Origin of the sequence: Streptosporangium sp. NPDC020072 (assembly GCF_040631445.1) — a bacterium.
Taxonomy (GTDB): Bacteria; Actinomycetota; Actinomycetes; order Streptosporangiales; family Streptosporangiaceae; genus Streptosporangium.
In genome coordinates, this window is the sequence record NZ_JBEYAB010000011.1 from 218,323 (window position 1) to 244,774 (window position 26,452).

A 26,452-nucleotide genomic window follows, 5' to 3' on the forward strand; every position below is an offset into this window, starting at 1 on the left:
CATGACAGCGCCGACCAGGCTTCCCGGCTCACCGGGGACGACTTTATCAGTGCCCTGTTCTCACCCACGGGACAGGAACGAACCCTGATTGAGCAATCTTGCCAGCTGATCGTGATGCTCTCTCGGCACCATGAGCAGCAGGTGTTCTGTTCCACGATTCCTGGAGGCCAGCCCTGCACTCCCCGGCGCCGGAGATCCATCGCAGATCACAGGCGGTACTCAAGATCCTTCCGTTCGCGGTGATGGGCGCCGTCGGCCTGACCGACATGCTCGCCGGTCCGAGGCTCGGCTTCCTGCCTCTGCTGACCCTCGGGCCGACCTTCGCCTCGGTGTCCGGCGGCGTAAGGCGCACCGTACTCGTCGGCGCGCTGGCACTGGCCATCTGCCTGCCGCTCTCGGCCTACAGCGGCGTGCTGTTCAACCGGCAGAACAACCTCACGATCGCGACGATCACCGCGGTGACCGGTGCCAGCATGCTGGCCGCCCACCTGCGCATCCGCCGCGAGCGCGAACTGGCCAACGTGCGGATGGTCGCCGAGACGGCCCAGCACGTGCTGTTGCGCCCGGTGCCGCGCCGGGCGGGCGACCTGCGCATCGCGCTGTCCTACACCTCGGCCGCGGCCGAGGCCCGCATCGGCGGGGACCTCTACGAGGTCGTCACCACACCGCAGGGGGTGCGCCTGCTCATCGGCGACGTGCAGGGCAAGGGGCTGCAGGCGGTCGAGACCGCCGCCTGGACGCTCGGCGCGTTCCGCGAGGCGGCCTACGACGAACCCGACCTGCCGGGCATCGGCGACCGGCTCGAAAACAGCCTCGCCCGTCACCTGGGAGGCGAGAGGTTCGTCACCGCCATCCTCGCCCAGGTGCACGAGGAGGAGATCTCCCTGCTGAACTTCGGCCACCCGCCGCCCCTGATCATGCGCAGCGACGGCCGGATCCTGCTGGCCGAGCCGGAGGAGGAGATCCCCCCGCTCGGCCTCGTCTCCCTCGGGCCCGCCGTCCCCGCCCCCTACCGGGTGCCGTTCGGGACCGGCGACCAGATCCTGCTGTACACCGACGGCGTCATCGAGGCCCGTGACGCCTCCGGCGCCTTCTACCCCCTCCTCGACCGCGCGGGGGTGCTCGGCGGCTCCGACCCCCAGGCCGCGCTTGAGGAACTGCGTGCCGACCTGCTCGACCACGTCGGCGGGCCGTTGCAGGACGACGCGGCGATGCTGCTGCTGCGCCGCCATTCCCGCCCTCCGGCGAGGGACGGCGCCGGGATCACCAGGTGACCGGGATGCGGTCGACCCCTCCGGTGAGCGAGTCGCTCTGCTCGGTCAGCTCCTCAGGCGGCACGGTCAGGGCGAGCGTGGGGAAGCGGCGGAACAGGCCGCCGATCATCTCGCGCATCTCGATCCTGGCCAGGCTCGCCCCGATGCAGTAGTGGATCGCGTAGCCGAACCCGAGGTGCTGGCTGCCGGGGGCGCGCCCGATGTCGAAGCGGTTGGGGTCGGTGAAGGCCCGCTCGTCCCGGTTGGCCGCCGTCATGGCGATGATCACCGCGTCGCCGCGCTCGATCGTCACACCGCCGATCGTCACGTCCTCGTGCGCGTAGCGGGGCAGGCCGTGGTTGCTCGGGGCCGCGATCCGCAGGATCTCCTCGACCGCCCTGTCGATCATCTCCGGGGTGGCGACCAGGGCGTCGCGCTGCTCCGGGTTGGACAGCAGCAGGAGCACGCCGTAGTCGATCTGGTTGATGGTCGTCTCGTGGCCCGCGAACAGCAGCCCGGCGGAGAGCATGGCGACCTCCTCGTCCGACACGTCCGCCCTGGCCAGGTCGGAGAAGACGTCCTCGCCGGGATTCTCCCGCTTGTCGATGACGATCTTCCTGGTGTACTCGCCCAGCGCGTCCATCGCGTCCTGGGCCCGGCGCGGGTCGCTCAGGTTGCCCACCGTCTCGGCCAGCTTCCTGAAGTAGCCGCGGTCGGCGTACGGCACGCCGAGCAGCTCGCAGATCACCAGCACGGGAAGCGGGAGGGAGATGCGCTCCCGCAGGTCGGCCGGGGGGCCGTGCTCGGCCATGTCGTCGAGGAGCGTGTCGACGAACTCCCTGATGCGCGGCGTGAGGGCGCTCATCCTGCGGGCGGAGAAGGCGGGGGCGAACAGGCGGCGCATCCGCTCGTGCTTGACCTTCTCGACCTCGATGGTGTCGCTGCGCGGGCCGCCCAGCAGCACCGAGTTGGAGATCCTGGACACCCGCTCCGGGGTGGGGGTCGAGCGGCCCAGGCGTCGCTCGGCGAAGGCCTCCCTGGCCTCCTCGTAGCCGGTCACCAGCCAGGCGACGTCGCCCGCCTGGGTACGCACCCTGGCCACCGGTTCGTCGTTGAGCAACGCGTGGTAGGTCTGCGGCAGGTCAAGAGGGTTACTCCGCGCGAAGGGGAGCGCGGGCAGGTCCGCGGAGTCCGCGAGGTCGTTGACGTCATCAACCATGGCCGGGAAACACCTCTCGAAGTGGACGACGAGCCGTTTTCCCAAGCTCTCACTGAATGGTTTTCCCGACAAGGATGTTTTTGTGGAAAACATTAACCTCCCGAGGCGACACAGCGGTGTCGCTAAAGTTCCATACGGCAATTTTTGGGCCGGACAAAAGGGCAGAAAAGCTCGCTCAAGCCATCAATTCGGGCCGTTTCCGGCCTCTGCTTTCTCTGTCCCGCACCGCGCCGAAGGGTACACAGAAGATCCTCCCACCAGCCAGGACGGGGCGGGAAGGAAGCGGGGGAGCACGCTTCCAAAAAGCGCTTCCGGCACCCGGTCATGTGACACGACGACCGCGAACCAGGCAAAAACCTTTCCCGGCACGACTTCCCCGAAGAACCCGTATTAAGGAAATGTTTCGGCTTGGGGCCCGCGCCGTCCGGGTCCCCGTCGTGCGGTGTTCGTCACCGGACGGCGGCCGTGCGCCGGCGGGCCCACCCCGGCCTTGACGACCACAGCGGCCTCGACGGCCCGATGGTCTCGGTGGCCTCGGTGAACCCGCCGGGCTCCGTCATCGCCCTCGTTACCCCACGAGCTCGGCGATCACCTTGGCGAACAGCTCGTTGTGCCGGTCGACGTCGGACTCCTCCGACAGCGGCGAGAACAGCGCCGCGCCACTCATCCCGTCGAGCGCGATCCCCCGGTTGGCCAGGTACAGCCACAGCGCCTCACGCAGCGAGGCACTCCGGGGGTAGGGCTGCCCGGCGTTGCGCGGCGGCTGCGGGGTGAAGGCGTACATGACGCGGCCCCCGAGGCGGCCGACGTGCCAGGGCAGGCGGTGCGCCGCGACGACCTCCTCGATCCCGCGGCCGTAACGGTCGGCGAGACGGTTCATGTGCGCGTACGTACGCTCCGTCATGACCTCTTCGAGCACCGCCCGCATGGCCCTGACCGCGAGCGGGCCGCTCGCCAGCGTGCTGCCGAGACCGCCGTCGCCGTCTTGGGTGTAGCGCGCCGCCGCCGCGGCGACCTCCTCGGACATGCCGTACACGCCCGCGGGGACGCCCCCGGCGATCCACTTGCCCATGGTGACGAGGTCCGGTTCCAGGCCGAACTCACGGACGCAGCCGCCCGGACCGGCCGGGATCGTCTGGGTCTCGTCGATGAGCAGCAGGGTCCCCGTACGGCGGGTGATCTCACGCAGGCCCGCGTGGAATCCGGGGTCGGGGTGGATCACCGCGCCGCCGTTGGTCATCACCGGTTCGGCGATCACCGCGGCGACGTCCCGTGGCGCGAGCTCCCGTTCCAGCGCGTCGAGGTCGTTGAACTCGACCACCTTCGTGGTCCGCCGCACGTCCACGCCGCCCGTGTCGACGCCGGGCAGCGGCGTGACGCCCTCCTCGGTCAGCACGGCGTAGGTCTGCTCGACCGCGCCGTGGTAGGCCCGGTTGAACATCAGGATCCGCTCCCGCCCCGTGGCCACCCTGGCCAGCAGCAGCGCGAACCGGTTCGCGTCGGTGGCCGAGACGGCGAACTGCCAGCACGGCAGGCCGAAACGGTTCCGCAGCTCCTCGGCCACCCACACGTGGTCCTCGTTCGGCCACAGGGTCACGCTGCCCCGGCCGAGCTGGTCACGCAGCGCCGCGACGATCGCGGGGTGGTCGTGCCCCCACAGCGCCGCCGTGCCCGCCAGTCCGAAGTCGGCGTAGTCGTGCCCGTCGACGTCGTGCAGGCGGGCGCCGGTGGCCCGCTCGACCGTCAGCGGCACCGGCGGCGGGAACTGCCTGATCCAGTGCTGCGGTGTGCCGTGCAACTGCGAGGCGCGGGCGCGCTCGTACAGCGCCGCCGACCTCGGCCTGCCCTCGATCCAGGCGGCGCGCTCCCGCGTCAGCAGCGCGGCGAGGCTTCGTTCGTCGATCCCCTGCGGCACGACGGCCGTCCGGTCATCCGTCATCGTTCCTCCTGTGCGGGCGGGGCCCCCGGCAGGGGCCGAGCCTGTGGGACGGCCGAACGGGCCATGTCGGCGCGGACCCCGGATCGACGCTACCTTCCACCATGAGTCCGGAAATAGGACCGGATTACCACGTTTGCCGGGACCGCAGACCTCCCCGGCCCGGTCGTCCTCAGGCTGTGACGGCTCCCCGCGCGGCGGTGACCAGGGACCGGGTGTAGGGGTCCGCCGGATCGTCCAGGACGTCGCCGGTACGGCCGTGCTCGACGATCCGCCCCCGGTGCATGACCGAGACCTCGTCGGCGACCGCGCGGACCACCCCCAGGTCGTGGGTGACGAACAGCACGGTCAGACCGTCACGGCGCAGCGTCGTGAGCAGCTCCAGGACCGCGGCCTGGACCGAGACGTCGAGCGCGGAGGTGATCTCGTCGCAGATCAGCACGCTGGGGTCGCAGACGAGGGAACGCGCGACGGCCACGCGCTGGCGCTCGCCCCCGGACAGCTCCCCGGGACGGCTCCTGGCGATCTCCGGGCGGAGCGCCACCCGGTCGAGGGCGTCCAGTGCCCGCCGCCGCGCCTCGTCCTGCGAGACGCCGAAAAGGTGCCTGATCGGGGTCCGCAGGATCTCGGCGACCGTGTGCCGGGGGTTGAGCGCGCGGTAGGGGTTCTGGAACACGTACTGGATCCGGCGCCGCAGCTCGGCGGGCCTGTCCGTCCCGGCGACCGCCAGCGGCGCCCCCGCGTAGGACAGGGTGCCCGTGACATGGCCGCCGAATCCGGACAGCACCCGGGCGAGGGTCGTCTTGCCCGACCCCGACTCCCCGACCAGCGCGTGGAAGGCCCCCTCCCGCAGGTCGAGGGAGACCTCGTGCAGCACCCGGTGGGCGCGACCGTAGGAGAAGGAGACGTCGCGGGCCCGCAGCAACGGCTCCGCGTCCGCGCCGGGCCGTACCTCGGGGAGGTCCGCGACGACGTCGGCGACGGCGGTCTCCGGGACGGCGACCGGGTGGTGGCAGGCCACCAGGTGCTCCGGCCCCTGTCCCGTCTGCGAAGGCGTCTCCTCCCGGCAGAGCGCGTCGGCCCGGGCGCAGCGCGGCGCGAACGCGCAGCCGGCCGGCCTGGCCGTCAGCGACGGGGCGTGGCCGGGGATGGACCGCGGCGCCCGGCGGACGGCGACGTCCGGGGAGGCGGCCAGCAGGCCACGCGTGTACGGGTGCCGCGCTCCGGCGGACGCCCCCGGCGTCCCGGTCGTCCCGGTCGTCCCGGTCGGGAAGAACGTGCCGAGGGGGGCGGTCTCCACGACGCGGCCCGCGTACATGACCGCGATCCGGTCGGCCAGGCCCCGCACGACCCCCAGGTCGTGGGAGACGTAGACCGCGGCGGCCCCCCGGTCCCGGCACATCTCACGCACCGAGGCCAGGACACGCGCCTGGGTGGTGACGTCGAGGGCGGTCGTCGGCTCGTCGAGCACGACGAGCCGGGGGCCGGGCAGGAAGGCGAGCGCGATGAGCACCCGCTGCTGCTGGCCTCCGGAGAGCTGGTGCGGGTAGCGCCGCAGGAAGGCCTCCTCCGAGGGCAGCCCCGCCGCGTCGAGCGCGGCCCCGACCTCGGCGGCCGCCGCCCGGCCGCGCAGTCCGGGCCGGTGCACGGCCACCATCTCGGCCAGTTGCGTGCCGATCCGCAGCGCCGGGTTGAGGGCGGTCGCCGGGTCCTGGGCGACGTAGCCGACCAGCCCGCCGCGTGCCCGCCGCAGCTCACGCGGCGACAGCCCGAGGACGTCGACGCCGCCGACCGTGACCGAGCCCCCGGTGATCCGGGCCCCCCGCCTGGCGTGTCCGAGCAGGGCGGTGGCCAGCGTGGTCTTGCCTGAGCCCGACTCCCCGACCAGGCCGACGATCTCGCCGGGGCCGAGGGTCAGGCCGACGCCGGACAGGACCTCGGGGCCGGTGTCCAGGGCGACCCGCAGTCCCTCGACGCGCAGCAGCGGATGGGTGCTCACCGTTCCTCCTCGACCGGCGCGACGGTACGGCCGAGCCCCTCGGCCAGGGTGTTGACGCCCAGCGCGAACAGGGCGATCAGGACGACGGGGGCGAGCACCGCCCAGGGCTGCAGGCGCAGGCCGCCGTGGTTCTCGTTGACCATCAGCCCCCAGTCGGCCGCCGGGGCCGCCACGCCGTACCCGAGGAAGCTCATCGCGGCGATCAGCCCGGCCGACCAGGTGAGCATCGCGCCCAGGTGGACCAGCAGCGGCGTGGTGACGTTGGGCAGGATCTCGCGGAACAGGATCCGGCGCCGGGGGTAGCCCAGAAGCCTGGCCGCCTCCACGTACTCCTGCCCCATCACGCCGAGCGTCAGGCTCCTGGCGAGCCGTACCGTGCCGGGCAGCAGCGTGACGGCGACGGTCGCCACGACCAGCGGGCGGGAGCGGCCGAGCATCGAGACGGCCAGCAGCACGAGCACCAGGTGCGGGAAGGCCAGCAGCACGTCGGCGCACCACAGCACGGCCCGGTCGGCCAGGCGCCCGGTCCAGGCGGCCGACATGCCGATCGCCGCGCCCGCGAGCAGCGCGAGGACGGCGGCGCAGACGGTCGTCAGCACGAGGGAGCGCCCGCCGAGCAGCACCCGTGACAGCACGTCGGCGCCCAGGTAGTCGTAGCCGAGCGGCGCCCCGGGGGCGGGCGCGCCGTAGGCCGGTCCGACCAGTTCGTCGGCCGCGTACGGCGCCGCCACCGGTCCGAGCACCGCGACCAGCACGACGAGGACGGTCAGCAGCGCCCCGAACCTGACCTGCCGGTCGCGCAGCGGGCGGACGGCCCCCGCCAGGACGTTCACGACCGCGCCCGTTCCCGCCCGCCGGTCGCGCGGGGGACGGATCGCGCTCACCGCTCCCCCGTCCTGAGCCTGGGGGTCAGCAGCACGGTGACCAGGTCGGCCAGGAGGTTGACGACGACCACCCCGCCCGCGACGAGCAGGGCCGCCGCCTGGATCACCGGGATGTCGCGGGCGCCGACCGCCGCGTTCAGCGCGCCGCCGAGGCCCGGGTAACTGAAGGCGACCTCGACGACCAGCGAGCCGCCGAGCAGCACCCCGGTGGTCAGCGCCGTCGCCTGTACGGCGGGCACCAGCCCGTTGGGCAGGGCGTGGCGCCAGATCACCCGGCGTTCCGGGACGCCCCGCAGCCGGGCGGCGGTCGCGTAGTCGGACTCCAGGGCCTCGGCCACCGAGGAGCGGACCTGGCGCAGCAGGTAGGGCGTCTCCGCGGCGACCAGGGTCAGGGCGGGCAGGAGGAGATAGTGGGGCTGGGCGAACGGCGACACCCCGGGTTCGAGCAGCGAGGCGGCCGGCAGGACCGGCCAGACGGTCGTGGCCAGCAGGACGATCAGGGCGACGGCGACGACGAAGCCCGGTACGGCCTGCAGGGAGACCGCCACCGAGGTGACGACGCGGTCGGCGAGGCCGCCCCTGCGCAGCGCGGCGAACAGGCCGAGGGCCAGCGCGAGGGCGACGGCGACGGTCAGCGCCGAGGCCAGCAGGGCCAGGGAGTTGACGAGCCTGCCGCCGAGCAGGGACGCCACGTCGGTGCCGGAGTCGAGGGATCGGCCCAGGTCACCGGTGATGACGCCGCCGAGCCAGGTGAGGTACCGCTGCCACAGCGGCCGGTCGAGTCCGAGGTCGAGCCGCAGCCGGGCCAGGCTCTCCGGGGTCGCGTCCCCGCCGAGGATCGCCATGGCCGGGTCGGAGGGCAGCGCCTGGGTCGCGGCGAACACCACGACGCTGGTGGCCCAGACCGCCGCCGCGCCGTACGCGACCCGGCGCAGCAGCCACCTCCCCCGGCCACCCGCCCGGGGTCGCCCCGGTTCCTGTCCGGCCATGTCAGGTCGTCTCCTTGACCCAGAGCTTCTCGAAACGCCAGGTCGCGAACTGGGTGTGCTCCGGGGTGACGCCGCCGACGCCGGTCGAGACCGCGTCCAGGGCGTTGTTGAAGCCCCAGATGACCATTCCGCCCTTCGCGTGCTGGATGCGCTGCATCTCGTGGACCAGTTCGGCGCGCCTGGCGGTGTCCGGCTGGGTGACGGCCTGTTCGAACAGCTCGGTGAAGCGCGGGTCGGAGAAGTGGGTCTTGTTCGCGGCCGAGACGGGCGCGTCCAGGTGCAGGGCGCTGGACAGGAACGACTCGGTCAGCAGGCCGCCGGTGCTCATCGTCCAGTCGAGGCGCCGCGGGCCGTTGAAGGTCGCGGCGTCGACCTTCTTCACCGTGACGGTGATCCCGGCCTTCTTCGCCTGGGCGGCGAAGACCAGCGCGGCGGCGTCCCCGCCCTCCCCGGAGACCAGCTCGATCTGCAGGTTCTCCCGGCCCGCCTCCTTCAGCAGCGCCCTGGCCCGTTCGACGTCGTGGGGACGTTGCGGGATGCTCCGGTCGAAGGTGGGGTCCTGTGGCGAGTAGAGGTCGTTGGCGAGGCGCCCATGGCCGGACAGGGCGCGATCGACCAGTTCCTGCCGGTCGGTCAGCAGCCGGAACGCCTCACGCACCCGCTCGTCGCGGAAGGGCTCCTTGCTGAGGTTGAGGTCGAAGGACTGCCAGTTGCTGGTCTCGGAGACGACCACCCTGACCCTCGGGTCGCCCTGCAGCAGCCTGACCTGGTCGGCGCCGATGCCGTTGGCGAGGGAGATCTGGCCGGCCTGCAGCGCGGCGATCCGGGACGCCTCGTCCTGGAAGTCGATGATCTCCAGTTCGTCGGCGTACGGCCGGCCGTCCTTGAAGTAGTTCTCGAACCGGGTGAACAGCGACCGCCGCCCCGGGGTGAACTCCTTGAGCTTGTACGGCCCCGCCCCGACCGGCCTGGCCGGGTCGTAGTCGACGGGGACGACGGCGCCGAAGTTGGTGAAGGTGTCGGGGAAGGGCACGAAGCCCTTGCCGTCCTTGAAGTGGAAGCGCACGGTCCGTTCGTCGACCTTGTCGATCCGCTCCCGGTCGAGGGTGAACAGCAGCGCCGCCCAGGGGGAGCCGAGCGCGGGGTCGGTGAGCCGCCGGGCCGAGAAGATCACGTCGTCGGCGGTGATGGTCTTGCCGTTGTGGAATTCGAGCCCCTGCCTGAGCCGTACGGTCCAGGTCGTCGCGTCGGCGTTCGCCTCGGTCTCCTCGGCCAGGGCCGGGGACCAGTTCATCTCGGCGTCCCACTCCCACAGCTTGCTGTAGACCGCGAAGCCCCTGATGATCGAGCCGATGGTGAGCGGCTTGTGCGCGTCGAGCGTGCCCGCCCTGTCGCCGTCGACCACGCCGAGCCTGAGCCTGCCGCCCCGCCTGGGGGCGCCGTCGGCGACCGCAGCCTGCTGGATCGTTCCAGGGCGCGCGGCCTCCTGCCCCGGGGCGCAGCCGACGAGCGCCGCCCCACCGAGAAGTACGGCTCCGCCGAGGAAGCCACGCCGGGTGATCTGGCCGTTCATCGAAGTGTCTCCTGAAGGGTTACGCGTCCGCGCGCAGCGAGGGGATCTCGAAGCCGTGGTCGAGGTCGAGCAGGGGGAAGAGCAGGTCGGCGACCCGGTGCGCCTCGGCGATCAGCGGGAAGCCGGACAGGATGAAGGACTGGACGCCGTGCTCCTGGTACTCGCGGATGCGGGCGGCGACGTTCTCCGCGCTGCCGACCAGGTAGGTGCCCGAGCTCGGTGAGACCACGTCGAAGCCGAACAGGCTGGGCCCGGTCCAGACGTTGGGGTGGATCTCCAGGTCGCGCACGTCCGGCAGGCGCCCGGAGCGCAGCGCCTCAAGACGCCGGTTGACCCGCTGGTCCTGGCTCCGGTAGGTCTCGATCGGTTCGGGCAGGTTCCACTTGGCGAGTTCGAGGGCGGTCTCGACCGAGGTCGCGCGCAGCAGCGAGGCGGCGTGCTCCCAGGCCTCCTCCTCGGTCTCGCGCACGATGATCTGCAGGCGGGTGCCGTACCTCAGGGTGCGGCCGTGCTTGGCGGCCTCGGCACCGACGCGGCGGAACTTCTCGCCGAGGCGCTGCGGGGTGTCGGCGAAGCTGAGGTAGACGTCGAGCAGGCCCGCCGAGTGGGCGACGCCCGCGGGTGAGGTGCCCGCGCCCCACAGCGGTGTCGGGCGTACGGCCGTGCCCCACGGAGACAGCGGCCCCCCGGGCCCCGCCCGGCCTGCCAGCCGGACGTGCCTGCCCTCGTACGGCTCCGGCTCGCCGAGGTAGACGCGCTGGAAGGCGTCCCAGTACTCGGCGCTGAAGTCGTAGCGCTCGTCGTGGCCGAGGTGCAGGCCGTACTGGGCGAGGGTGGCGTCGTTGCCGTTGACCACGTTGAACAGCAGCCGCCCGCCGGAGAAGCGGTCGATGGTGTGCGCGATCTGGGCGAGTTTGGCGGGTGAGGTCAGACCGGGGTAGACGGCGGTGAGGAACCGCATCCTCCGGGTGGCCCCGGCCATGGCCGCCGCGACGGTCAGCCCGTCGTCCCGGCCGGTGCCCAGCAGCGCGCCGTAGTAGCCGAGCCGGTCGATCGTCTCCGCGACGTGGCGCAGGTGGTCGAAGTCGGTGGCCCATCGACCGCGCTCCTCCCAGGGGTACGGCCCGTCGGGGGCGGTGAGGTACCACAGGAGCTGGGCGGGCGGGACGGTCATCGGTGTTCCTTTCCGGGGATTCGGCGCAAAACATACTATACAGATAGGAAATAAATGCAATTACGGACGGCCTCCAACCCGATCCGGGCAGGCCGGAAGCACCGGAGGTGACGGACGGCGGACACATCCCCGTACGGTGGGCAATCGCCTGATTGCCTGCCGTCGCCCTCACGTTCGTGATCTGATGACCTTCCCCGCTCCCTGCACACCGTCCGCGAGCACGCCTGCCCCGGCGCGCCCGCGGACGCCCGCCCGGCCGTTCAGGCGGTGCCCGCCCCCGCGGCGGGCGCCGCCCCTCGTGAGTATGGAAGTCGCTGCCATGTCGCCGAACGTAAGTCGCCTGTACCAAGCGGTCCTCCGGGACAGGACCGCACCGATATCCCCCCGGCTGCGACGCACCTTCGGGGAGTGGCTCGCCGCCAGGGGATTGCCGGCCCCGGAGACGGGCAGGGAGGCGCAGGAGTTCGAGCGGGACGGAGTCCGGGTCCGCGTCGAGCGCTCGGGCGAGTGCGGGCGCTACCTCGTCGAGGAGAACCGGGCGGAGGGCCTGCTGCGCACCCGGGTCGCCTACGCCGAACGGACGGGCGGACCGGCGGGCTGGGTGGTCGTCACGGTCGAGGGGGACGGTGAGAGCGGTGCTGGACACGCCCCGGGGTTCGTCCAGGCCTACCTGCGCACCGCCAGGATCACCGACGGCGGCACGCACCTGCCGGACGCCGCAGAGGAGGTCGACGAGGACGCCGTCCACCGGCTGGTCTCGGTGCTCTCCGAACGCAGGCGCCGCGTCCCGGTGGCCGTCGTCTCGGTCGATCCGCAGGACCCGCGGGCGGCGAGGACCCGGGCCGAATACCTGGCGGGCGCGGTCGCCGGGGCCGGGATGGTCGCGCGCTTCGCCGACCTGCACGCCCAGCAGCGCTTCAACGAGGCCATGGGCTCCGACCTCGGGGTGTTCGGCGGGGGGATCCGCACCTACGTGGCCCCGTTCGACCCGGGCGGGGAGAGCTACCCCTACCGGCACCGCCCGATGGGCGGGGCGATGGTCCGCAAGCAGGGCAGGCAGGCCCTTGACCTGGCCGCGGACGGCATCATCGGGGAGACGGCGCGGCGCGCGCTCCCCGACGACGTGCAACGGGCCTACCGGGTCGTCTCCAGAATCCTGGTCGGCAAGGCGACCGCCGGTGACCTGGCCGAGGCCATGACCCCGCGTCCCGCGCCCACCGGCTCCCCGGGAGACGGGCTGCGCCGCTGGATGATGGCGATGGGCCCCCGCAGCGCCCCCGCCGAACCCGTCCCCGCGCGCGGCGCGGAACCCCCCGCCGAACCCGAGCCCGCGGCGACGGCCGTCCCGGCCGCCGAGCCGGAGCCCGCGCAGGAGCGGCGTTCCCTGGACGTGGACGAGCTGGCCCGCCTGGTCGCCGCCGTGGTGGTCAGGGAGCTGCGGGGCGAGCTGGACGCCGCCCTCGGCCTGGCGGCCTCCTCATCCGGGGCCTCCGGCGGTTCCGGCAGTGGTTCCGGCAACGGGGAGATCCTGCGTCAGATGCGCACCCTCGGCGCGCACGTCGAGGGCCTGCGCGATCTGGTCGTCGTACGGCAGAGCGGCGACCAGCTGCTGGCCGAGGCCGAGGACGAGAGCGACAGGCTGGCCGGTGAGATGGACCGCCTGCACACCGAGCACGAGATCCTCCAGCAGGAGTACGCCGAGGCCGTCGCGTCCGCCCGCAAGCTCCAGGAACGGGTCCGCTGGCTTGAGGGCAGGCTGGCCAGGGCGGGCAGTCCCGCCTTCGGGCTCTCCCCCGACGACGCCGTCTTCGAACCGACCAGCCTCATGGACGCCCTGAACATGGCGCGGGAGAAGCTGGTCCACGTGGAGATCGGCGACACCGACACCGAGGCCGCGAAACTCGACCTCACCTACCCCACACTCGCCAGGGTCTGGGCCTCCAAGACCTGGGACGCGCTGCGCGCGCTCGACGCCTTCGCCCAGGCCAGATCGTCGGGCGAGTTCTCCGGAGGGTTCTTCGACTGGTGCAGGAGCTCGGCCGTCCTGACCATCCCGGCCGGGATGGTCGCGATGAGCGAGTCGAAGACCGTCAACACCAACGGCAGATACAGCACAAGGCGGACCTTCTCCGTGCCCGCCGAGGTGCACCCGTCGGGGAAGGTGATGATGGAGGCGCACATCAAGATCCGCAAGGGCGGCTGCCCGGCGCCCAGGATCCACTTCCACGACGACTCCGGCGGCCTCACCGGCAAGGTCTGGGTCGGGCACGTGGGCGACCACCTGCCCAACCCGCACACCAACTGACCTCTCCCACGGCCGGGGCCGTGGGAGGTCGTCGCGCCGTCGCCGCCCGCGCCCGGACTCCTCGAAGACCGGTCACCGGGTGAAGAGCGGTCTGGTGCGGGAGGCCGCGACGGCGGCGAAGCCGTACTCCAGCATCTCCTTCTCGTAGCGCGCCTTGGCCTCGGGCGGGGGAAGCGTGGCGAGCAGTTCGGTGAGGAGGGCGGCGTCGCGCAGCGCCGTGTTGGCGCCCTCGCCCTGCCCGGGTGACATGGCGTGGACCGCGTCGCCCAGCAGCGTCACCCCCGGCTCGTGCCATGGCCGTACGGGCCGGGCCGAGTGGAGGTTGACGGGGAAGGTCGCCTCGGCCTCCGCCTCGGCGACGACCTGGACGGCGCCGGGGTGCCAGCCGGCCCGCCGCAGGGTGTCCAGGGCCAGGCCGCGCAGCCGTTCGCCGTCCCATCGCCTGAACTCGTCGGCGGCGATCGTGCTCGCCCCCGGCCAGCCGCGCAGGGACCAGGCGAGGTAGTCGGGCACCGGGGTGAGGCCGGGGTGACCGCCGCGGGCGCGGCAGGCGACGGCGCCGAACGAGGTGCCCGCCGGGTCGGAGGTGATGTTGAAGCCGTCGGTGAAGACGCCGGGCAGCCAGTCGAGGGTGCGTTCGGTGAGCGGCGTCCTGCCGTAGATCATGCGGCCCAGGTCCTCGATCTCCGCGTCGGGGACGAGCTGTCCGCGTACGGCGGAGGCGACACCGTCGGCGCCGACGAGCAGGTCCCCGTCCGCCTGGCTCCCGTCGGCGAAGACGGCCCGGATCCCGCCGTCCTCGGTGGTGCGGTAACCGGTGAAGGTCTTGCCGAAGCGCACGTCGAGATCGTTGAGCAGGATCTCCCTGAGCGTGAGGCGGTTGACGCCGAACACCTGGTCCCGGGGGTACGGCGGGACGGGGTTGGCGAACCTGGGGTTGAGGCGGTGGTCGGCGACCACCAGCCGGGTGGCGGGTTCGAGTGACGTCTCGACGCAGCGGTCGAAGAGCTGAGGGGGCAGGCAGGCGCGCAGTGCCCGGCTGCCGGTCTCCTTGACGGTCAGCCGCCAGCCCTGGCCGCGGAAGTCGGCCGAGGCGTCGCGGTCGAAGACGCTGACCTCGATGCCCGCCCGCCGTAAGCCGTGCGCCAGGCAGAGCCCGCCGACGCCGGCACCGATGATCAGTACATGGGTTCTCACGGTGGCGACCCTACGATTTAACTGCCGCGACAGCAACTGCTGGAGCAGCTATCCTTGCCGCCATGGATCCTTCCCTGATCGCCGTGCTCGCCGCCGGAGGACTCGTCCAGCAGGTCGGCCGGGAGCTGCGCAACACCGTGGAGGCGCGGCTGGCGCCCTTCGACATCACCTCGCAGCAGGCGGCGCTCCTGCTCAACGTGCTGCGGGGGCAGACCGGTCCGGCCCAGCTGGCCGTCGTGCTCGGCACCGACACCGCGGGGACGACCAGGCTCCTGGACAGGATGGAGGCCAAGGGCCTGATCAGCCGGAGCAGGCATCCCAGCGACCGGCGCGCCGTGGTGATCGAGGCGACCGAGGCGGGCCGGGCGCTCGCACCCCGGATCGCACCCGTCTTCGGCCAGGTCAACCGGCGGATGCTCGACGGGGTGTCGGACGAGGAACTCCGGGCGCTCACCGGACTACTGGAACGCATGCTCGGCAACCTGCGATCGCCGTAGGCCCGCAAGGACGTCCGGCCGTCACCCCGCACCCCGGAGTCCGCCCGGTACGGTCGGCACCGGAGGCCACCGCTTCACCGGCCTGCCGGGACGACACCCGTGCGTCCTCGGTGGAACACCCGCGGATCCGGGCTTCCCCGGGTCGGCGCAGGTCTCACGGCCTGTGGCAGGGTGGATGACCGTGACCCGCCCCGGTCGAGCCCCGCGTCCAGACCGCCCTGCCGTCCGCCGCCTGATCCTTGTCTCGGGACAGGAGGGCGCGGGCAAGACCACGATCATCCGTGCGCTGTTGCCCCACACTCCGAGCGGCGCGAGGGTCGACGCCGAAGACCTGGGCCAGGTCAATCCGTGCCTCTTCGACGACGCGTTCTGGCGGCTGCTCCGGGCCAACGTCGCCGCCCTCGTCCGCAACTACTGGGCCGCCGGCTTCGAGAACGTCATCACGGGAAGTTTCTTCACCACGCGCGACGACTTCCTGCGCTTCCGCGAACTCGTCCCCGAGGTGGACGAGGTGTTCATGGTCCAGTTGCTCGTGCAGCCGGACGAACGCCTGCGCCGACGCCTCACCCGCGCCAAGCGGACCACCCAGGAGTGGCGCGACAGGGTGGACCGGACCGACATCGCCGACACGGCGATCGCCGCCGACCAGGACGGCTACCGCTATCTCGCCGTCGACAGCACGGCGATGACACCCGGCCAGACGGTGACGGCGATCGTACGCGGGTTCCCGGAGATCTACGGCTCCCGGCCACCTGGTTGGGGTGCCGGTAAGAAACGTGTCATGAGCCCCAAACGGCGTTGATCTTGCTGTGACTTGCATGGTCAATGCTGGTTGATCATGAAACACCCCCGATGCACATCGACGATCCTGGACGAAGAGCGCGACCTGATCGCCGGAAAGCGCGACGCCACTCGACTCGGATTCGCGATCTTGCTGAAGTTCTACACGCAGCACGGCCGGTTCCCGCGCGGCCGTTCAGAGCTGCCGGACGACGTGGTGGAGCACGTGGCCAAGCAGGTCCGGGTTCCTGCCTCGGAGTTCGGCTTCTACGAGTGGTCCGGCTCCACGATCGAGTACCACCGCCATCAGATCCGCACCCACCTGGGCTTTCGGACCTGTACGACGGAGGACGCCATGAAGCTGGCGGTGTGGCTGGCCGAGGAGGTCGCGCACGCCGAGCGACGACCTGAGCGGATCCGGGAGGAACTGCTCAAGCATCTGCGCGAGGAGCGGATCGAACCGCCAGCGCCTGGGCGGATCTCGCGGATCGTGGCATCGGCCCTGCACAACGCGGAGGTCGCCTGGTCGGCGCGGATCGCCTCCCGCTGAGTCCGGAGACCGCGCAGCGGATCGACGATGCCAGCCGCGCGGCAGCCGAGGGTGCCGGTGACCGTCAGGAGCCCACGGGTGAGGTGCCTGCCGAGGATGACGACGCCGACTCCGACCTGCTGGCGTTGATCAAGTCCGCGCCAGGCAACGTGAGCCTGGAGTCGATGACGACTGAGATCCGCAAGCCGGCGGCGGCGCGCTCGATCGAGCTGCCGCCTGAGTTGTTCGCCGACGTGGCGCCCAAGGTGCTGGCGGCCTGGCGGGCCCGGGCGGCGGTGGAGGCGCCTTCCCACATGCGCACGCATCCGCGCGAGCTGACGGTGCTGCTGCTGGCGGCGCTGGTCCAGGAGCGGGAGCGGGAAATCACCGACGCGCTGGTGGAGCTGCTGATCGCCACGGTGCATCGGATCAAGGCGCGAGCCGACAGCAAGGTGACCAAGGAGCTGATCAACGCGTTCAAGCGGGTGGCCGGCAAGGAGAACATCCTGTTCAAGGTCGCCGACGCCGCGCTCAGGTGGTGCCCGAGCACCGTGGCACCGCCGGCGGCGGCCAGGTGGTCGCGCCAGGCGCTCACCTCGCGCGGGGTGACGGCCGAGAGCCGGTCGCGCCCGAGGCCGTCGGTGATCCAGGCGGCGAAGCGCTGCAGATGCCGGGAGATCTTGGCGCTGACCTCAGCCGAGCGGACCCCGCGCACGGCCAGTTCGAGGTAGCGCTCCGTCCACACCGGCAGGCTGTCGTCGGCCAGATCGAGCCGGCCGGGAAGCCCCACTACCTTTCGTGAAGTGATTTCGGCGCGATCCGGAGCCGGGCTGAGCGAGGCCGAGCTGGGCGTGGAGGACGGCATGCAGCCAGGGTTACTTCACGGAAGGGCTGTTTCCTGAAGAGAAGTGAGGCGGCCCGCCACCACAACGAATGGCCCGCGCGTCGCCTTGGGCCATCGTCAGCTCTGGAGTTTCTTCCGTACGTGGTCCGCCCCTTCGGAGTCCCGCGGTTCCGTACCGCTCCCGACGCCCGGTCGGATTCATGCCGCTGCGTCGTCGTCGATGCCGAGGGCGACCGCCAGGTCGCGCAGGCACTCTTCGAAGACGGGCTCCAGGTCGGTGTAGGCGAAGTCCAGTTGGTGCAGGACTTCCATGCACAGCAGGCCGTACAGCCTGATCCAGCACGACAGGAAGACGTGGGCGGCTTCGGGCGGCAGTCGCCCGTCGATGGTGGCGGAGTAGGCGGTCAGCTGCTCGCGCAGGGAGGCGGACAGGTCGGCTGGGTCGGGCACCGGGAACGGCCGTGTCCGCCACAGCTCGACCGTCAGGTCGAGCAGGATCTGCTCGAAACTCAGGGCGGCCTGGTGACGCACCGAGCCGGCATCGCGGTTCGGCGGTGCGATGGGGCTGGCGAAGATCCAGCCGAACTCGGCCGGGTGGGCGATGGCCCAGGTGCGCATGGCCCGGCAGACGGCCAGCAGGCGGTCGCCGATCGGCGCGCCGGCGCGGGCGTCGCGGGCCTGCTCCATGATGGCGGCCAACTCGCGGAAGAAGTCTGCGGTCACCGCGCCGACCAGCTCGTCGTGGCCGGCGTAGTAGTGGTAGAGAGCCGGGCCGCTCATGCCGACCTGCCGGGCGACCGCGTTGATGGTCACCGCGGCGGATCCCTGCTCGACCAGCAGCCTGCGCGCGGCCGCGTGAATCTCCTCCAGGGTGGCCTGGCGCAGCCTTTCCCGCCTGCTGGTGTGTGCGGACATCGTCACCCCTTGTGTTGTTTCTTTGGCGCCGTTGACATCTTAGGGCATCTATGTTTCCTTAATGCCTCTAAATAATCTAGAGGTAGTAAGGAGCGAACATGGGACTTGCGTGGTGGATCCTTCTCGCGGTCGTGGTGCTGGTTACGGCCGTGTGGTGGCGGATGTCCAGATCCGCCCACCTTCGGCGGCGCAAGGACTCCTGACATGGCACGTACGATGCGTGACCGCTTGTTCGGCAAGTACGCCATGGAGGCGACCGTCACCGTGGCCCAGCAGGTCAACCCCGCCATGCGCCGGATCCGGCTGGAAACCGACCAGCCCGTCGCCTTCCCCTACACCCCCGGCCAGCACGTCAGGATCCAGCTGAAGGACCCGCTGTCGGTGTCGGGCATCCTGCGCCCGGCCGAGACGCTGCGCACCTACACGATCTGGGACCTCGACCCCGGCAGGAAGGCGATCGAACTGCGCATCCACCTGTACGCGGGCGACGGCATCGGACTGAAGTGGGCGCAGGCGGCACGGCCCGGGAACCGGGTGACCTTCTGGTGGCCGCAAGGTGACTTCTTCACCCGCGAGGCCGACTACCACGTGTTCATCGGAGAGGAGACCGCCGGCGCCGCCTTCGGACCGATGATCAGAGCGTTGGGAGCCTCGACCGAGGTGTACGGCGTCCTGGAGAGCGAAACCCCCGAGCACGACCTGCCCATGCCCGGGACGCCGCCGCTGCGCCGCGTCCACCGCCACGGCGCCTCCGCTGTCGCCTCCCCGGTGCTGCTCGCGGCCGTGGCCGAACTCGACCTGCCGGGCAATGCCGGAGCCGCCTACGTGGCCGGGGAGGCGAGAACCTGCCAGTTGGTGCGCGATTTCCTGGTGCGCGAGCGCAACTGGTCACGGGCCTCGATCAAGACCAAGCCGTTCTGGGCGCCGGGCAAGCGGGGCCTGCACTGACCGTCAAGGAGACCTGAACATGAAAGTGATCATCGTAGGAGGCGGCATCGGCGGACTCGCCACGGCCGTCGCCTTCCATCGGCGAGGCTGGCAGGTGGTAGTCCTCGAACGCGCTGCTGAGTTCACCGAGGTGGGCGCGGGACTGACCATCCAGCCCAATGGCCTGCGCGCTCTGGACGCCATTGGCCTGGGCGAGCGGCTGCGCGCCGGTGGGCTGGCCGACCCGCTCGCGGGGATCCGCAGCAGGCGCGGGGACTGGCTGGTCCGCAATGACGTGGGCAGCCTCAAGCGCCGCTTCGGATCATGGGTGACCGTGCACCGGGCCGCCCTGGTCGACCTGCTGAGAGCAGTCGTGCCGCCCGACGCTCTGCGGTCCGGCATCGAGGTGCAGCACGTTCAGCGCGACGGCACAGTCCGCCACAGCGGCGGCACCTCCACCGCCGATCTCGTCGTGGGCGCCGACGGCGTGCACAGCGTGACCCGGCGTTCCCTCTGGTCCCATCTCCCCGGGCCGCGCTACGTCGGCTACACCACCTGGCGTCTCATCGCCCCGCCTCAGCGCGTCGAGGGGAGCGTGGAGACGTGGGGTAGGGGCGAACGGTTCGGGCACGTGCCGATGCCCGACGGCCGCATCTACTGCTACGTGATGGCCAACGCCCCGGCCGGCTCCCGCGTCGGCCTGGATGAGCTGCGCGAACGCTTCGCCCGCTGGCACCACCCCATCCCCGCGCTCCTCGGCTCCGCGCAAGAGGAGGCGGTGCTGCAACATGACACCCACGAGCTGCCGATGCTGCCCACATACGTCTCCGGGAAGGTGGCCGTTCTCGGAGACGCGGCCCACGCCATGACCCCCAACCTGGGGCAGGGCGCCTGCCAGGCGCTCGAGGATGCGGTCACGCTCGCGCACGCGGTGGACACCCTCGGCGTACGCGCAGGGCTGGAGGCGTACGACCGCACCCGCAGGCCGCGCACCCAGCTGATCGTCCGCCGTTCCCGCCAGGCCGGCGCCGCCGCGCACTGGACCTCCACGCCGCTGACCGTCCTGCGGGACGCGGTTCTTCCCCTACTGCCCACCAGGTTCTTCGCCCGCTCGCTCATCCCCGCCTACACCTGGACGATCTGATGCTTCTCCCACGAATCCTGATCATTGCCGTCGCAGCGATCACGACGGTCGGTGCCGTGCTCGCCGACCTGGTCATCCCCGACCTGGCGGCACAGCACGCCTTCAACCCGGCCTGGCCGCCCCACGCCAAATTCCACGATGCCCAATACATGGTGATGACAGTGCTCCTCGGCCTCACCGGCCTGGCCCTCGCGCTACGGCCAGGCCGGAACACGCTGCTGCACGCCGCCGCCATCCTGGCCATCCCGTGGCTCGGCATGATCGGTGCGCTCCTGTTCCCCGCGACCGCCACCTACGACCCGGAGTTCGCCGACCGGACTGTCTTCGTCCTAGGACTGCACGGGCAGGTCTTTATGGCGATCGTCCTGCTCGTAGCCCTGCTCGTCGCGGCAGCGGTGACGCTGCGCATGCCGTGGTCTTCGCCACCTGGTCATGAGCGCTATCACAGCCCTGCCTGAGTGCCTGTCTTTGAACCCGGACTGGATCTTGTAGTGGGTCACTACATGTGCGGCCCGAGGAAGCAACCGCCGGACGCGTCGATGACCTGCCCGGTGACCCAGCGGCCCGCGTCAGAGGCCAGGAAGCCGACCACGTCGGCGATGTCCTCGGGCTGGCCGACCCGGGGGATCGCGTTGCTGCTCGCGACCATCTTCTGGGCCTGGGGATTGCCGCGCATCCACGGGTTGGCGTCGGTCTCGGTGGGGCCCGGGGTAACCGTGTTCACCGTGATGCCACGGGCCCCCACCGCATTGGCCAGGGTGCGGCCGAAAACGTTCATGGCCGCCTTGCTCATGGCGTACGCCAGTTCCGGTAGTGCGATCCGGGTCGCCGCCGACGACACGTTGATGATGCGACCACCGTCGTTCATCAGAGGAAGCGCTCGCTGGGCGATGAACAACGGCGCCTTGGTGTTGACGGCGAACACCTGGTCGAAGGCTTCGGGGGTGATCGACTCGATCGGCCCCGGGGCGCCGGTGGCGGCGTTGTTGACCACGATGTCCAGCCGCACCTGCCCTGTCCGTTCGCGCAGCCCGGCTTCCATCCCGGTGAACAGCGTGTCCACGTCGGTGGGAACGCCCAGCTCCGCCCGGACAGCGAAGGCGTTGCCGCCGGTTTTCTCGATCAGGGAGACGGTCTCCTGGGCGGCTGTCTCGTTGGACCCGTAATGCACGATCACCAGCGCGCCGTCGGCCGCCAATCGCCGCGCGATGGCCCGGCCGATGCCCCGCGAAGCCCCTGTCACCAGCGCTGTCCTGCCGTTGAGAGTCACTGCTTCCTGCCCTTCTTCACGTCCGTCACGTGCTCGTGCTTCATGATGTGAAGCCTGGCCAAGCGCGCTGACAACACAGTGACAACCCACTGACAGGTCGGAGCCTGTTCAGCAAGGGGCCGGGGCGTGACCGGGGTGTAGGGGACATTTCCGTTTGTGGGTGCTGCGCGGCGGTGCGTGCCGGTCGAAGGCGCGTCGGGTGCGTGACTGGGCTGCGCGTCGTGAGGCGCTGGCGGCTGTGGTCATTTCCGCTGAGGCTGCGGTGTCGTTGGAGTCGCTGGCGACGCGGCAGGCGTGGACGCGGTGTCCGGAGTGCGGCGCGCTGGTGTGGGCTGGGGTAAAGCGGCGCGCGGATGCGGTGTATCGCTCGGCGCAGTGCCGGACGGGGGCCTGGAGGGCGCGGTGGGGCCGTTTGCGGGTGAGGCGTCGGGTCATGAGGGTGATCGAGGTCCAGAGAATGTGTGCTTCGCTGTGGCGGGCCAGACGTTCGTAGTCGCGGCAGTTGCGCCGGGCGCGCATGATCCACGAGATGCTGCGTTCCACGACCCAGCGGCGCGGCAGGACGATGAAGCCCTTCTGCCCGGGCGGCCGGTTCACGATTTTGAGGGTCAGGTGTAGGACGCGCTGGGTCCAGTCCATCAGGGTGCCGGGGTAGGCGGAGTCGGCCCAGACCAGGGTGAGCTGAGGATGCAGCATCGGCCGCTCCACCGCCTACGCGGCACTCGTCGGACGGTGACCAGCAGCTATCCCACCCGCATCCCGCTGCTGCCCCTTTGGCGCCCTGGCAAGATCATTCTCATCGATAACGGCTGTCCGCCCGTTCCTCAACCCCGGACACCCGCATGGACCACCACGGCGTCGAATGAGAGGGTTTGGGACTGCCATCAAGTGCAGGCCCAGGTGGTTGTTGCTCTCGCAGCAACGCCCGTTTGGGGCTCATGACACGTTTCTTACCGGCACCCCTGGTCAGGGGCACGGCCCTCGCGGCGGGATGCCCGGCAGGTGTTGTTCCCATTCGGCCCGGGTGATCGGCGGGGGTGACAGCGCGCACAGCCGCCGGGCGGCCGGCGCGGGGTCGACGGTCCACAGCCGGGCCGTGGCGTCCTGCCCGCCCGTGGCCAGCAGGCCGGTGCGCCGGTCGAAGACCAGGGCGTAGACCGCGCCGAGATGGCCGGTCAGGGTGGCGACCGGCACCGGGCCGCCGGGGGTGGTCAGGTCCCACAGCAGGACGGCGCGGTCGGCCCCCGCGGTGGCCAGGGTGCGCCCGTCCGGGCTGAAGTCCACCGCGTTCACCGCGTCGCCATGGCCGCCGATGACCGTCGCCGGGCTCCCGGCCTGCGTGCCCGTGTTCCACAGGCGCACGGCGCGGTCGGCTCCGGCGGTGGCCAGGGTGCGCCCGTCGGGACTGAAGGCCACCGCGTTGACGGTGTTGGTGTGGCCGGTCAGCGTGACCAGGGGGCGTGTGCCGGTGAGGTCCCACAGACGCACGGTGTGGTCGGCGCCCCCGGTCGCCAGGAGGCGGCCCGCCGGATCGAAGGCCAGCGCGTAGACGCCGGAGGTGTGACCGGTCAGCGTGACCGGCGCGCGGCCGAGGTCGGCGGTGTCCCAGAGAACGACCACTCCGTTCTCCCCCGCCGCGCCCAGCCGCCTGCCGCCGGGATCGAAGGCGACGGCGAAGACGTTACCCAGCCCTGGGGTCAGGACGGCCCGGGGGGCTACCGGGGTCGCGCGGGGAACGGCCGAGGCGGCACGGAAGGTGGCCGGAACGGCGACGTCCCACAGCCGGACCGTGCCGTCCAGGCCGCCGGTGGCCAGGGTGCGCCCGTCCGGGCTGAAGGAGAGCGCCCCGACGTTGTCGGTGTGGCCGGTCAGGGTGACCAGCGGCCGGACCCCGTACGGATCCGAGACGTCCCACAGCCGGACCGACCGGTAGGTCCCGGCGGCCAGGGTGCGGCCGTCCGGGCTGAAGGCCACCGCGCTGACCTCGCCCTCGTGGCCGCCGAGGACCGGCCTGCGCAGGTCCCACACCCGGACCGTCTCGTCGAAGCCGCCGCTGACCAGGACCGCCCCGTCCGCGGCGAGGTCGACCGAGTAGACGGTGCCCGAGTGGCCCTCCAGCACGACGGGGGCACCGGCCCGGCGCGGATCGCCCACATCCCACATCCGGATCGTGCGGTCGTAGCCGCTGGTGACCAGGGTGCGGCCGTCCGCGCTGAACACAGCGCCGACGATCCCGCCGGTGTGCCCCTCAAGGGCGGCAAGTCGCCTGGGGTGCTCAAGGTCGGTGGCGTCCCACAGGTAGGCGGTGTTGTCGAACCCCCCGGTCATCAGCAGGCGCCCGTCCGGAGAGAAGGCGACGCACAGCACGCGGGCTCCGTTGCCGCGCAGGTCGGGCAACCGTACGGGGTGGTGCGGATCCGTGACCCGCCACAGGCGCACGACCGGCTCGGCTCCCGCGACCACGAGGAAACGGCCGTCCGGGCTGAAGGCCGTCGAGGACAGCCCATCGCGGGGACCGCGCAGCACGGCCAGCGAGGCGGGGTGTGCCGGGTCGGCGACGTCCCACAGCCGTGCCGTACGGTCATAGCTCGCGGTGGCCAGGGTGCGACCGTCGGGACTGAGGGCCAGGGCCCTGACGACGCCGGTGTGGCCGGTCAGAGTGGCGAGGGCACGGGGACGGCGCGGGTCGGCCACGTCCCACAGGCGGGCGGTGCCGTCGTCGCTCCCGGTGGTCAACAGGTGGCCGTCGGCGCTGAAGACGGCGCTGGTGACGCCCTTGGTGTGTCCGGTGAGTACGGCAAGCGGGGTGGGCCGGTGCGGATCGGTCAGGTCCCACAGGCGGACGGTGCCGTCCATGCTCGCGCTGGCCAGGGTGTGCCCGCCTGGGCTCAGCCGTACGGCGTAGACGGCGTTGGTGTGGCCGGGCACGAGGGCCGCGTAAGGGTTGGCGAAGGAACTGAGCAGGCTGCCGCGTGCCTCCCTGGTCGGCGCGAGCCGGTAGGCGGCCAGGGCGAGCTGGGCGGCCAGGGCCGGATTCGCGGCGCGCAGCGCGTCGGCCTCGTTGGCGACCTTGCCCGACAGCGCCTCGTCACGCTGGCGTCCGACGGTGTCGGAGGCGCGCACCGCCGCGACGGAGGTGCCCGCGGTGACCAGGACGAGCACGCTCAGCAACGCGATGAGCTGGTAGAGCCTGCGGACGCGTCCGCGTTCGCGCCGCCCGCTCGCGGTGACGAAGTCGCGCACGCGCGGGTTGACCGGGTGGTGGGAGGCGCTCTCCAGCCAGGCCCTGGCCGCGGAAAGCCGCGTCCCCCGGTAGAGGGCGGCCGGGTCCCGGTTCTCCCGTTCCCACAGGTCGGAGGCCTCCTCCAGCTGTTGCGCGGTCAGCAGCCAGGCCCGGTCGGCGTCGATCCAGCCGCGTAGCCTGGGCCAGCACCACAGCAGCGCCTCATGGGTGATCTCGACGGTCTCCGCGCCCGCGGTGAGCAGCCTGAGGGCGACGAACGCGCCCACGATCCGCTCCAGCTGCTCGGCGTGCTCGTGTTCCCGCAGATCACGCCAGGGCAGCGGGCGCCGGGTGCCCGGGATGCTCCCCGCTGTCTCCCCTGACGTCTCCCCCGGGACGCGTACCAGCCGCAGGAACAGCCGTCCGGCCAGCGCGCGGCCGGTCTCGTCGAGCGCCTCGTAGGCCTCCTCCGCCGACTGCGCGACGGCCCCGTGAATGCCTCCACTCGCCTGGTATCCGGCGACGGTCAGCCTTCGGCGTCCGCCGTCGCGCCAGACGGTGAGCAGCGCGTGCGACAGCAGCGGAAGAGCCCCCGCGTCGTGCGCCGTGGCGCCCGTCGCTCCCGGGTCAGCGGGCGACAGGTCGCGCAGGACCAGCTCGACCAGGCCGTCCTCGACGTCGCCCCTGGCCTGTCGCGCGGGCTTGACGATCGCCTCGCGCACCTCGTCACGGTTCATCGGCCCGACCAGGACCTGGGAGTCCTGCAGGATCCGGGCCAGCGCCGGGTGCCGTAGCGCCTGGGGGTAGAAGTCCGCGCGCAGCGCGAACACCACCACGCCTCCCCCGGGCGGCCGGGCGTCCGGCCCGGCGCCGCCGGTGAGCGCGGCGACGAACCTCCGGCACTCCTCCTCGTCCCGGCACTCGGTGAAGACCTCCTCGAACTGGTCCACCACCAGGACGTGGCCGCCGGCCTCCCCCCATTCCTCGGGTAATCGCTCCATGGGCCGTTCCCCGGGAGTCAGCAACGTGACGTGCCCGTACCCGTCACGGGTCACCGGAGTGGCCCGCCCGCTCCCGTCGCGGGCCGGCGGCGCGACCTGCCCGTACCCCTCGCGGGCCGACGCCGTGACCGGCCCGTCCGCGTCACCGGGCCGCAGCGCATCCACTCCATGCCCGTCGTTGGGCAGCGCTATGACCTGTCCGTCCACGTCGCGGGCCGACGCTGTGGCCTGCCCGCCTCCATCGTTGGGCGGCACCGTGACCTGCCCGTACCCGTCGCGGGTCAGTGCCGGGATCAGTCCCGCTCTCAGGAGTGACGACTTGCCCGACCCCGAGGCCCCGACCACCGCGAGCACGCCGCCGCCGTCCCCCGCGAGTACGGCCACGCGTTCCCGCAGCAGCCGGACGAGCCCGTCCCTGCCGTGGAACCAGTCGGCGTCCTCGGGCTGGAAACTCGCCAGCCCCCGATAGGGCACCGGAGCACTTGAGGGTCGTCGCCCCGGGCTCCGGCGTATCCGCAGCAGCGCCTGAACCCATTCATCGAGCGTGTCCGGGTCACGGACGCCACAGGCGCCGAGAACGTCGACGAGTGTTCTCCTTGAGGGCAGGTGCGCCCCGGAGAAATACCCGCCGACGGTACTGTCCGGAATCCCGGTCGCGCGGGCCACCTCTCTGACCGTGTACCCCACCCTCTCCCGCAGGAGAGACAGTTCCCGGGCGAAATCCCGCCGCTCCGCGATCCCCTTTACCCCGGATTCATCCTCTTTCGGGGACTTCTCTCGCAAAGCGCCCTCC

The 26,452-nt window shown here is 71.6% G+C and carries 20 protein-coding genes and 1 pseudogene; 9 read left to right on the top strand and 12 right to left on the bottom strand.

The window, feature by feature from the left end; translation table 11 throughout:
• Nucleotides 1-242 precede the first annotated feature (242 nt).
• A complete protein-coding gene (locus ABZ470_RS26800) occupies nucleotides 243-1,274 on the top strand; it encodes a PP2C family protein-serine/threonine phosphatase (protein ID WP_362914711.1) in 1,032 nt (343 codons plus the stop codon).
• Here ABZ470_RS26800 and ABZ470_RS26805 read toward each other — a convergent pair.
• From ABZ470_RS26805 to ABZ470_RS26835, 7 genes are all read right to left on the bottom strand, one after another.
• Entirely contained in the window at nucleotides 1,264-2,472 is a 1,209-nt protein-coding gene (locus ABZ470_RS26805; RefSeq protein WP_362914713.1) for a cytochrome P450, read from the bottom strand. The two genes, ABZ470_RS26800 and ABZ470_RS26805, sit on opposite strands and share 11 nt — an antisense overlap.
• 568 nt (nucleotides 2,473-3,040) lie before the next feature.
• Nucleotides 3,041-4,411, bottom strand: a complete 1,371-nt coding sequence (locus ABZ470_RS26810; RefSeq protein ID WP_362776293.1) for a transaminase — start codon at nucleotides 4,409-4,411, stop codon at nucleotides 3,041-3,043.
• Between the two features lie 169 nt (nucleotides 4,412-4,580).
• Entirely contained in the window at nucleotides 4,581-6,407 is a 1,827-nt protein-coding gene (locus tag ABZ470_RS26815; protein WP_362914715.1) for an ABC transporter ATP-binding protein, read from the bottom strand.
• Nucleotides 6,404-7,291, bottom strand: a complete 888-nt coding sequence (locus tag ABZ470_RS26820; protein ID WP_362914717.1) for an ABC transporter permease — start codon at nucleotides 7,289-7,291, stop codon at nucleotides 6,404-6,406. Before ABZ470_RS26820 ends, ABZ470_RS26815 begins: the two co-directional genes overlap by 4 nt.
• Complete coding sequence (locus ABZ470_RS26825; protein ID WP_362914719.1) at nucleotides 7,288-8,280, bottom strand: ABC transporter permease; 993 nt, start codon at nucleotides 8,278-8,280, stop codon at nucleotides 7,288-7,290. The genes ABZ470_RS26820 and ABZ470_RS26825 overlap by 4 nt, the downstream gene beginning before the upstream one ends.
• Before the next feature lies 1 nt (nucleotide 8,281).
• Nucleotides 8,282-9,853: an ABC transporter substrate-binding protein gene (locus ABZ470_RS26830; RefSeq protein WP_352011799.1), complete on the bottom strand. Its 1,572-nt coding sequence runs from the start codon at nucleotides 9,851-9,853 to the stop codon at nucleotides 8,282-8,284.
• Between the two features lie 19 nt (nucleotides 9,854-9,872).
• On the bottom strand, nucleotides 9,873-11,027 hold the full coding sequence (locus tag ABZ470_RS26835) for an LLM class flavin-dependent oxidoreductase (protein WP_352011798.1): 1,155 nt from the start codon (nucleotides 11,025-11,027) through the stop codon (nucleotides 9,873-9,875).
• A 319-nt stretch (nucleotides 11,028-11,346) separates the two neighbouring features.
• On the opposite strand from ABZ470_RS26835, the gene ABZ470_RS26840 reads away from it, so the two are divergent.
• Nucleotides 11,347-13,332, top strand: a complete 1,986-nt coding sequence (locus ABZ470_RS26840) for a hypothetical protein (protein WP_362914721.1) — start codon at nucleotides 11,347-11,349, stop codon at nucleotides 13,330-13,332.
• Between the two features lie 72 nt (nucleotides 13,333-13,404).
• Here ABZ470_RS26840 and ABZ470_RS26845 read toward each other — a convergent pair whose 3' ends face one another.
• Nucleotides 13,405-14,529 (bottom strand): NAD(P)/FAD-dependent oxidoreductase, encoded by a 1,125-nt coding sequence (locus ABZ470_RS26845; RefSeq protein WP_362914723.1) that lies wholly within the window; start codon nucleotides 14,527-14,529, stop codon nucleotides 13,405-13,407.
• A gap of 62 nt (nucleotides 14,530-14,591) precedes the next feature.
• On the opposite strand from ABZ470_RS26845, the gene ABZ470_RS26850 reads away from it, so the two are divergent.
• The 4 genes from ABZ470_RS26850 to ABZ470_RS26865 all read left to right on the top strand — a co-directional run bounded on the left by ABZ470_RS26850 (nucleotide 14,592) and on the right by ABZ470_RS26865 (nucleotide 17,066).
• Entirely contained in the window at nucleotides 14,592-15,026 is a 435-nt protein-coding gene (locus ABZ470_RS26850) for a MarR family transcriptional regulator (RefSeq protein ID WP_362776308.1), read from the top strand.
• A gap of 181 nt (nucleotides 15,027-15,207) precedes the next feature.
• A complete protein-coding gene (locus ABZ470_RS26855; protein ID WP_362914725.1) occupies nucleotides 15,208-15,828 on the top strand; it encodes a hypothetical protein in 621 nt (206 codons plus the stop codon).
• A 36-nt stretch (nucleotides 15,829-15,864) separates the two neighbouring features.
• Nucleotides 15,865-16,356: a DUF4158 domain-containing protein gene (locus ABZ470_RS26860; protein ID WP_362914726.1), complete on the top strand. Its 492-nt coding sequence runs from the start codon at nucleotides 15,865-15,867 to the stop codon at nucleotides 16,354-16,356.
• 83 nt (nucleotides 16,357-16,439) lie between these two features.
• The gene (locus ABZ470_RS26865; RefSeq protein ID WP_362914728.1) at nucleotides 16,440-17,066 is read left to right on the top strand and encodes a hypothetical protein; all 627 of its coding nucleotides are present in this window, start codon (nucleotides 16,440-16,442) and stop codon (nucleotides 17,064-17,066) included.
• Between the two features lie 311 nt (nucleotides 17,067-17,377).
• Here the strand turns inward: ABZ470_RS26865 and ABZ470_RS26870 are convergent, their stop codons facing one another.
• Nucleotides 17,378-18,094 (bottom strand): WHG domain-containing protein, encoded by a 717-nt coding sequence (locus tag ABZ470_RS26870; RefSeq protein ID WP_362914729.1) that lies wholly within the window; start codon nucleotides 18,092-18,094, stop codon nucleotides 17,378-17,380.
• Nucleotides 18,095-18,298: 204 nt separating this feature from the next.
• Between ABZ470_RS26870 and ABZ470_RS26875 the strand changes: the two genes are divergently transcribed.
• The 3 genes from ABZ470_RS26875 to ABZ470_RS26885 are packed head-to-tail and all read left to right on the top strand — an operon-like array spanning nucleotide 18,299 to nucleotide 20,623.
• Nucleotides 18,299-19,042, top strand: coding sequence for a siderophore-interacting protein (locus ABZ470_RS26875; RefSeq protein WP_362914731.1), 744 nt, complete (start codon nucleotides 18,299-18,301; stop codon nucleotides 19,040-19,042).
• A 19-nt stretch (nucleotides 19,043-19,061) separates the two neighbouring features.
• The gene (locus ABZ470_RS26880) at nucleotides 19,062-20,165 is read left to right on the top strand and encodes an FAD-dependent monooxygenase (protein WP_362914733.1); all 1,104 of its coding nucleotides are present in this window, start codon (nucleotides 19,062-19,064) and stop codon (nucleotides 20,163-20,165) included.
• Nucleotides 20,165-20,623 carry a DUF6640 family protein gene (locus ABZ470_RS26885; RefSeq protein ID WP_362914735.1) on the top strand — a complete coding sequence of 153 codons (459 nt, stop codon included), beginning with the start codon at nucleotides 20,165-20,167 and terminating at the stop codon, nucleotides 20,621-20,623. Before ABZ470_RS26880 ends, ABZ470_RS26885 begins: the two co-directional genes overlap by 1 nt.
• Before the next feature lie 41 nt (nucleotides 20,624-20,664).
• Here ABZ470_RS26885 and ABZ470_RS26890 read toward each other — a convergent pair whose 3' ends face one another.
• From ABZ470_RS26890 to ABZ470_RS26900, 3 genes and pseudogenes are all read right to left on the bottom strand, one after another.
• The gene (locus ABZ470_RS26890; protein WP_362914737.1) at nucleotides 20,665-21,435 is read right to left on the bottom strand and encodes an SDR family oxidoreductase; all 771 of its coding nucleotides are present in this window, start codon (nucleotides 21,433-21,435) and stop codon (nucleotides 20,665-20,667) included.
• Nucleotides 21,436-21,677: 242 nt separating this feature from the next.
• Nucleotides 21,678-22,125: pseudogene (locus ABZ470_RS26895) on the bottom strand (transposase); the annotation flags it as partial.
• A 276-nt stretch (nucleotides 22,126-22,401) separates the two neighbouring features.
• Nucleotides 22,402-26,442 carry a helix-turn-helix domain-containing protein gene (locus ABZ470_RS26900; RefSeq protein WP_362914739.1) on the bottom strand — a complete coding sequence of 1,347 codons (4,041 nt, stop codon included), beginning with the start codon at nucleotides 26,440-26,442 and terminating at the stop codon, nucleotides 22,402-22,404.
• Nucleotides 26,443-26,452 lie beyond the last annotated feature (10 nt).

Coding starts and splice junctions, on each gene's coding strand:
- ABZ470_RS26840 (WP_362914721.1), top strand. CDS start 11,347: ATGTCGCCGAACGTAAGTCGCCTGTACCAAGCGGTCCTCCGGGACAGG.
- ABZ470_RS26805 (WP_362914713.1), bottom strand. CDS start 2,472: ATGGTTGATGACGTCAACGACCTCGCGGACTCCGCGGACCTGCCCGCG.
- ABZ470_RS26825 (WP_362914719.1), bottom strand. CDS start 8,280: ATGGCCGGACAGGAACCGGGGCGACCCCGGGCGGGTGGCCGGGGGAGG.
- ABZ470_RS26810 (WP_362776293.1), bottom strand. CDS start 4,411: ATGACGGATGACCGGACGGCCGTCGTGCCGCAGGGGATCGACGAACGA.
- ABZ470_RS26880 (WP_362914733.1), top strand. CDS start 19,062: ATGAAAGTGATCATCGTAGGAGGCGGCATCGGCGGACTCGCCACGGCC.
- ABZ470_RS26870 (WP_362914729.1), bottom strand. CDS start 18,094: ATGTCCGCACACACCAGCAGGCGGGAAAGGCTGCGCCAGGCCACCCTG.
- ABZ470_RS26875 (WP_362914731.1), top strand. CDS start 18,299: ATGGCACGTACGATGCGTGACCGCTTGTTCGGCAAGTACGCCATGGAG.
- ABZ470_RS26850 (WP_362776308.1), top strand. CDS start 14,592: ATGGATCCTTCCCTGATCGCCGTGCTCGCCGCCGGAGGACTCGTCCAG.
- ABZ470_RS26860 (WP_362914726.1), top strand. CDS start 15,865: ATGAAACACCCCCGATGCACATCGACGATCCTGGACGAAGAGCGCGAC.
- ABZ470_RS26885 (WP_362914735.1), top strand. CDS start 20,165: ATGCTTCTCCCACGAATCCTGATCATTGCCGTCGCAGCGATCACGACG.
- ABZ470_RS26830 (WP_352011799.1), bottom strand. CDS start 9,853: ATGAACGGCCAGATCACCCGGCGTGGCTTCCTCGGCGGAGCCGTACTT.
- ABZ470_RS26835 (WP_352011798.1), bottom strand. CDS start 11,027: ATGACCGTCCCGCCCGCCCAGCTCCTGTGGTACCTCACCGCCCCCGAC.
- ABZ470_RS26800 (WP_362914711.1), top strand. CDS start 243: ATGGGCGCCGTCGGCCTGACCGACATGCTCGCCGGTCCGAGGCTCGGC.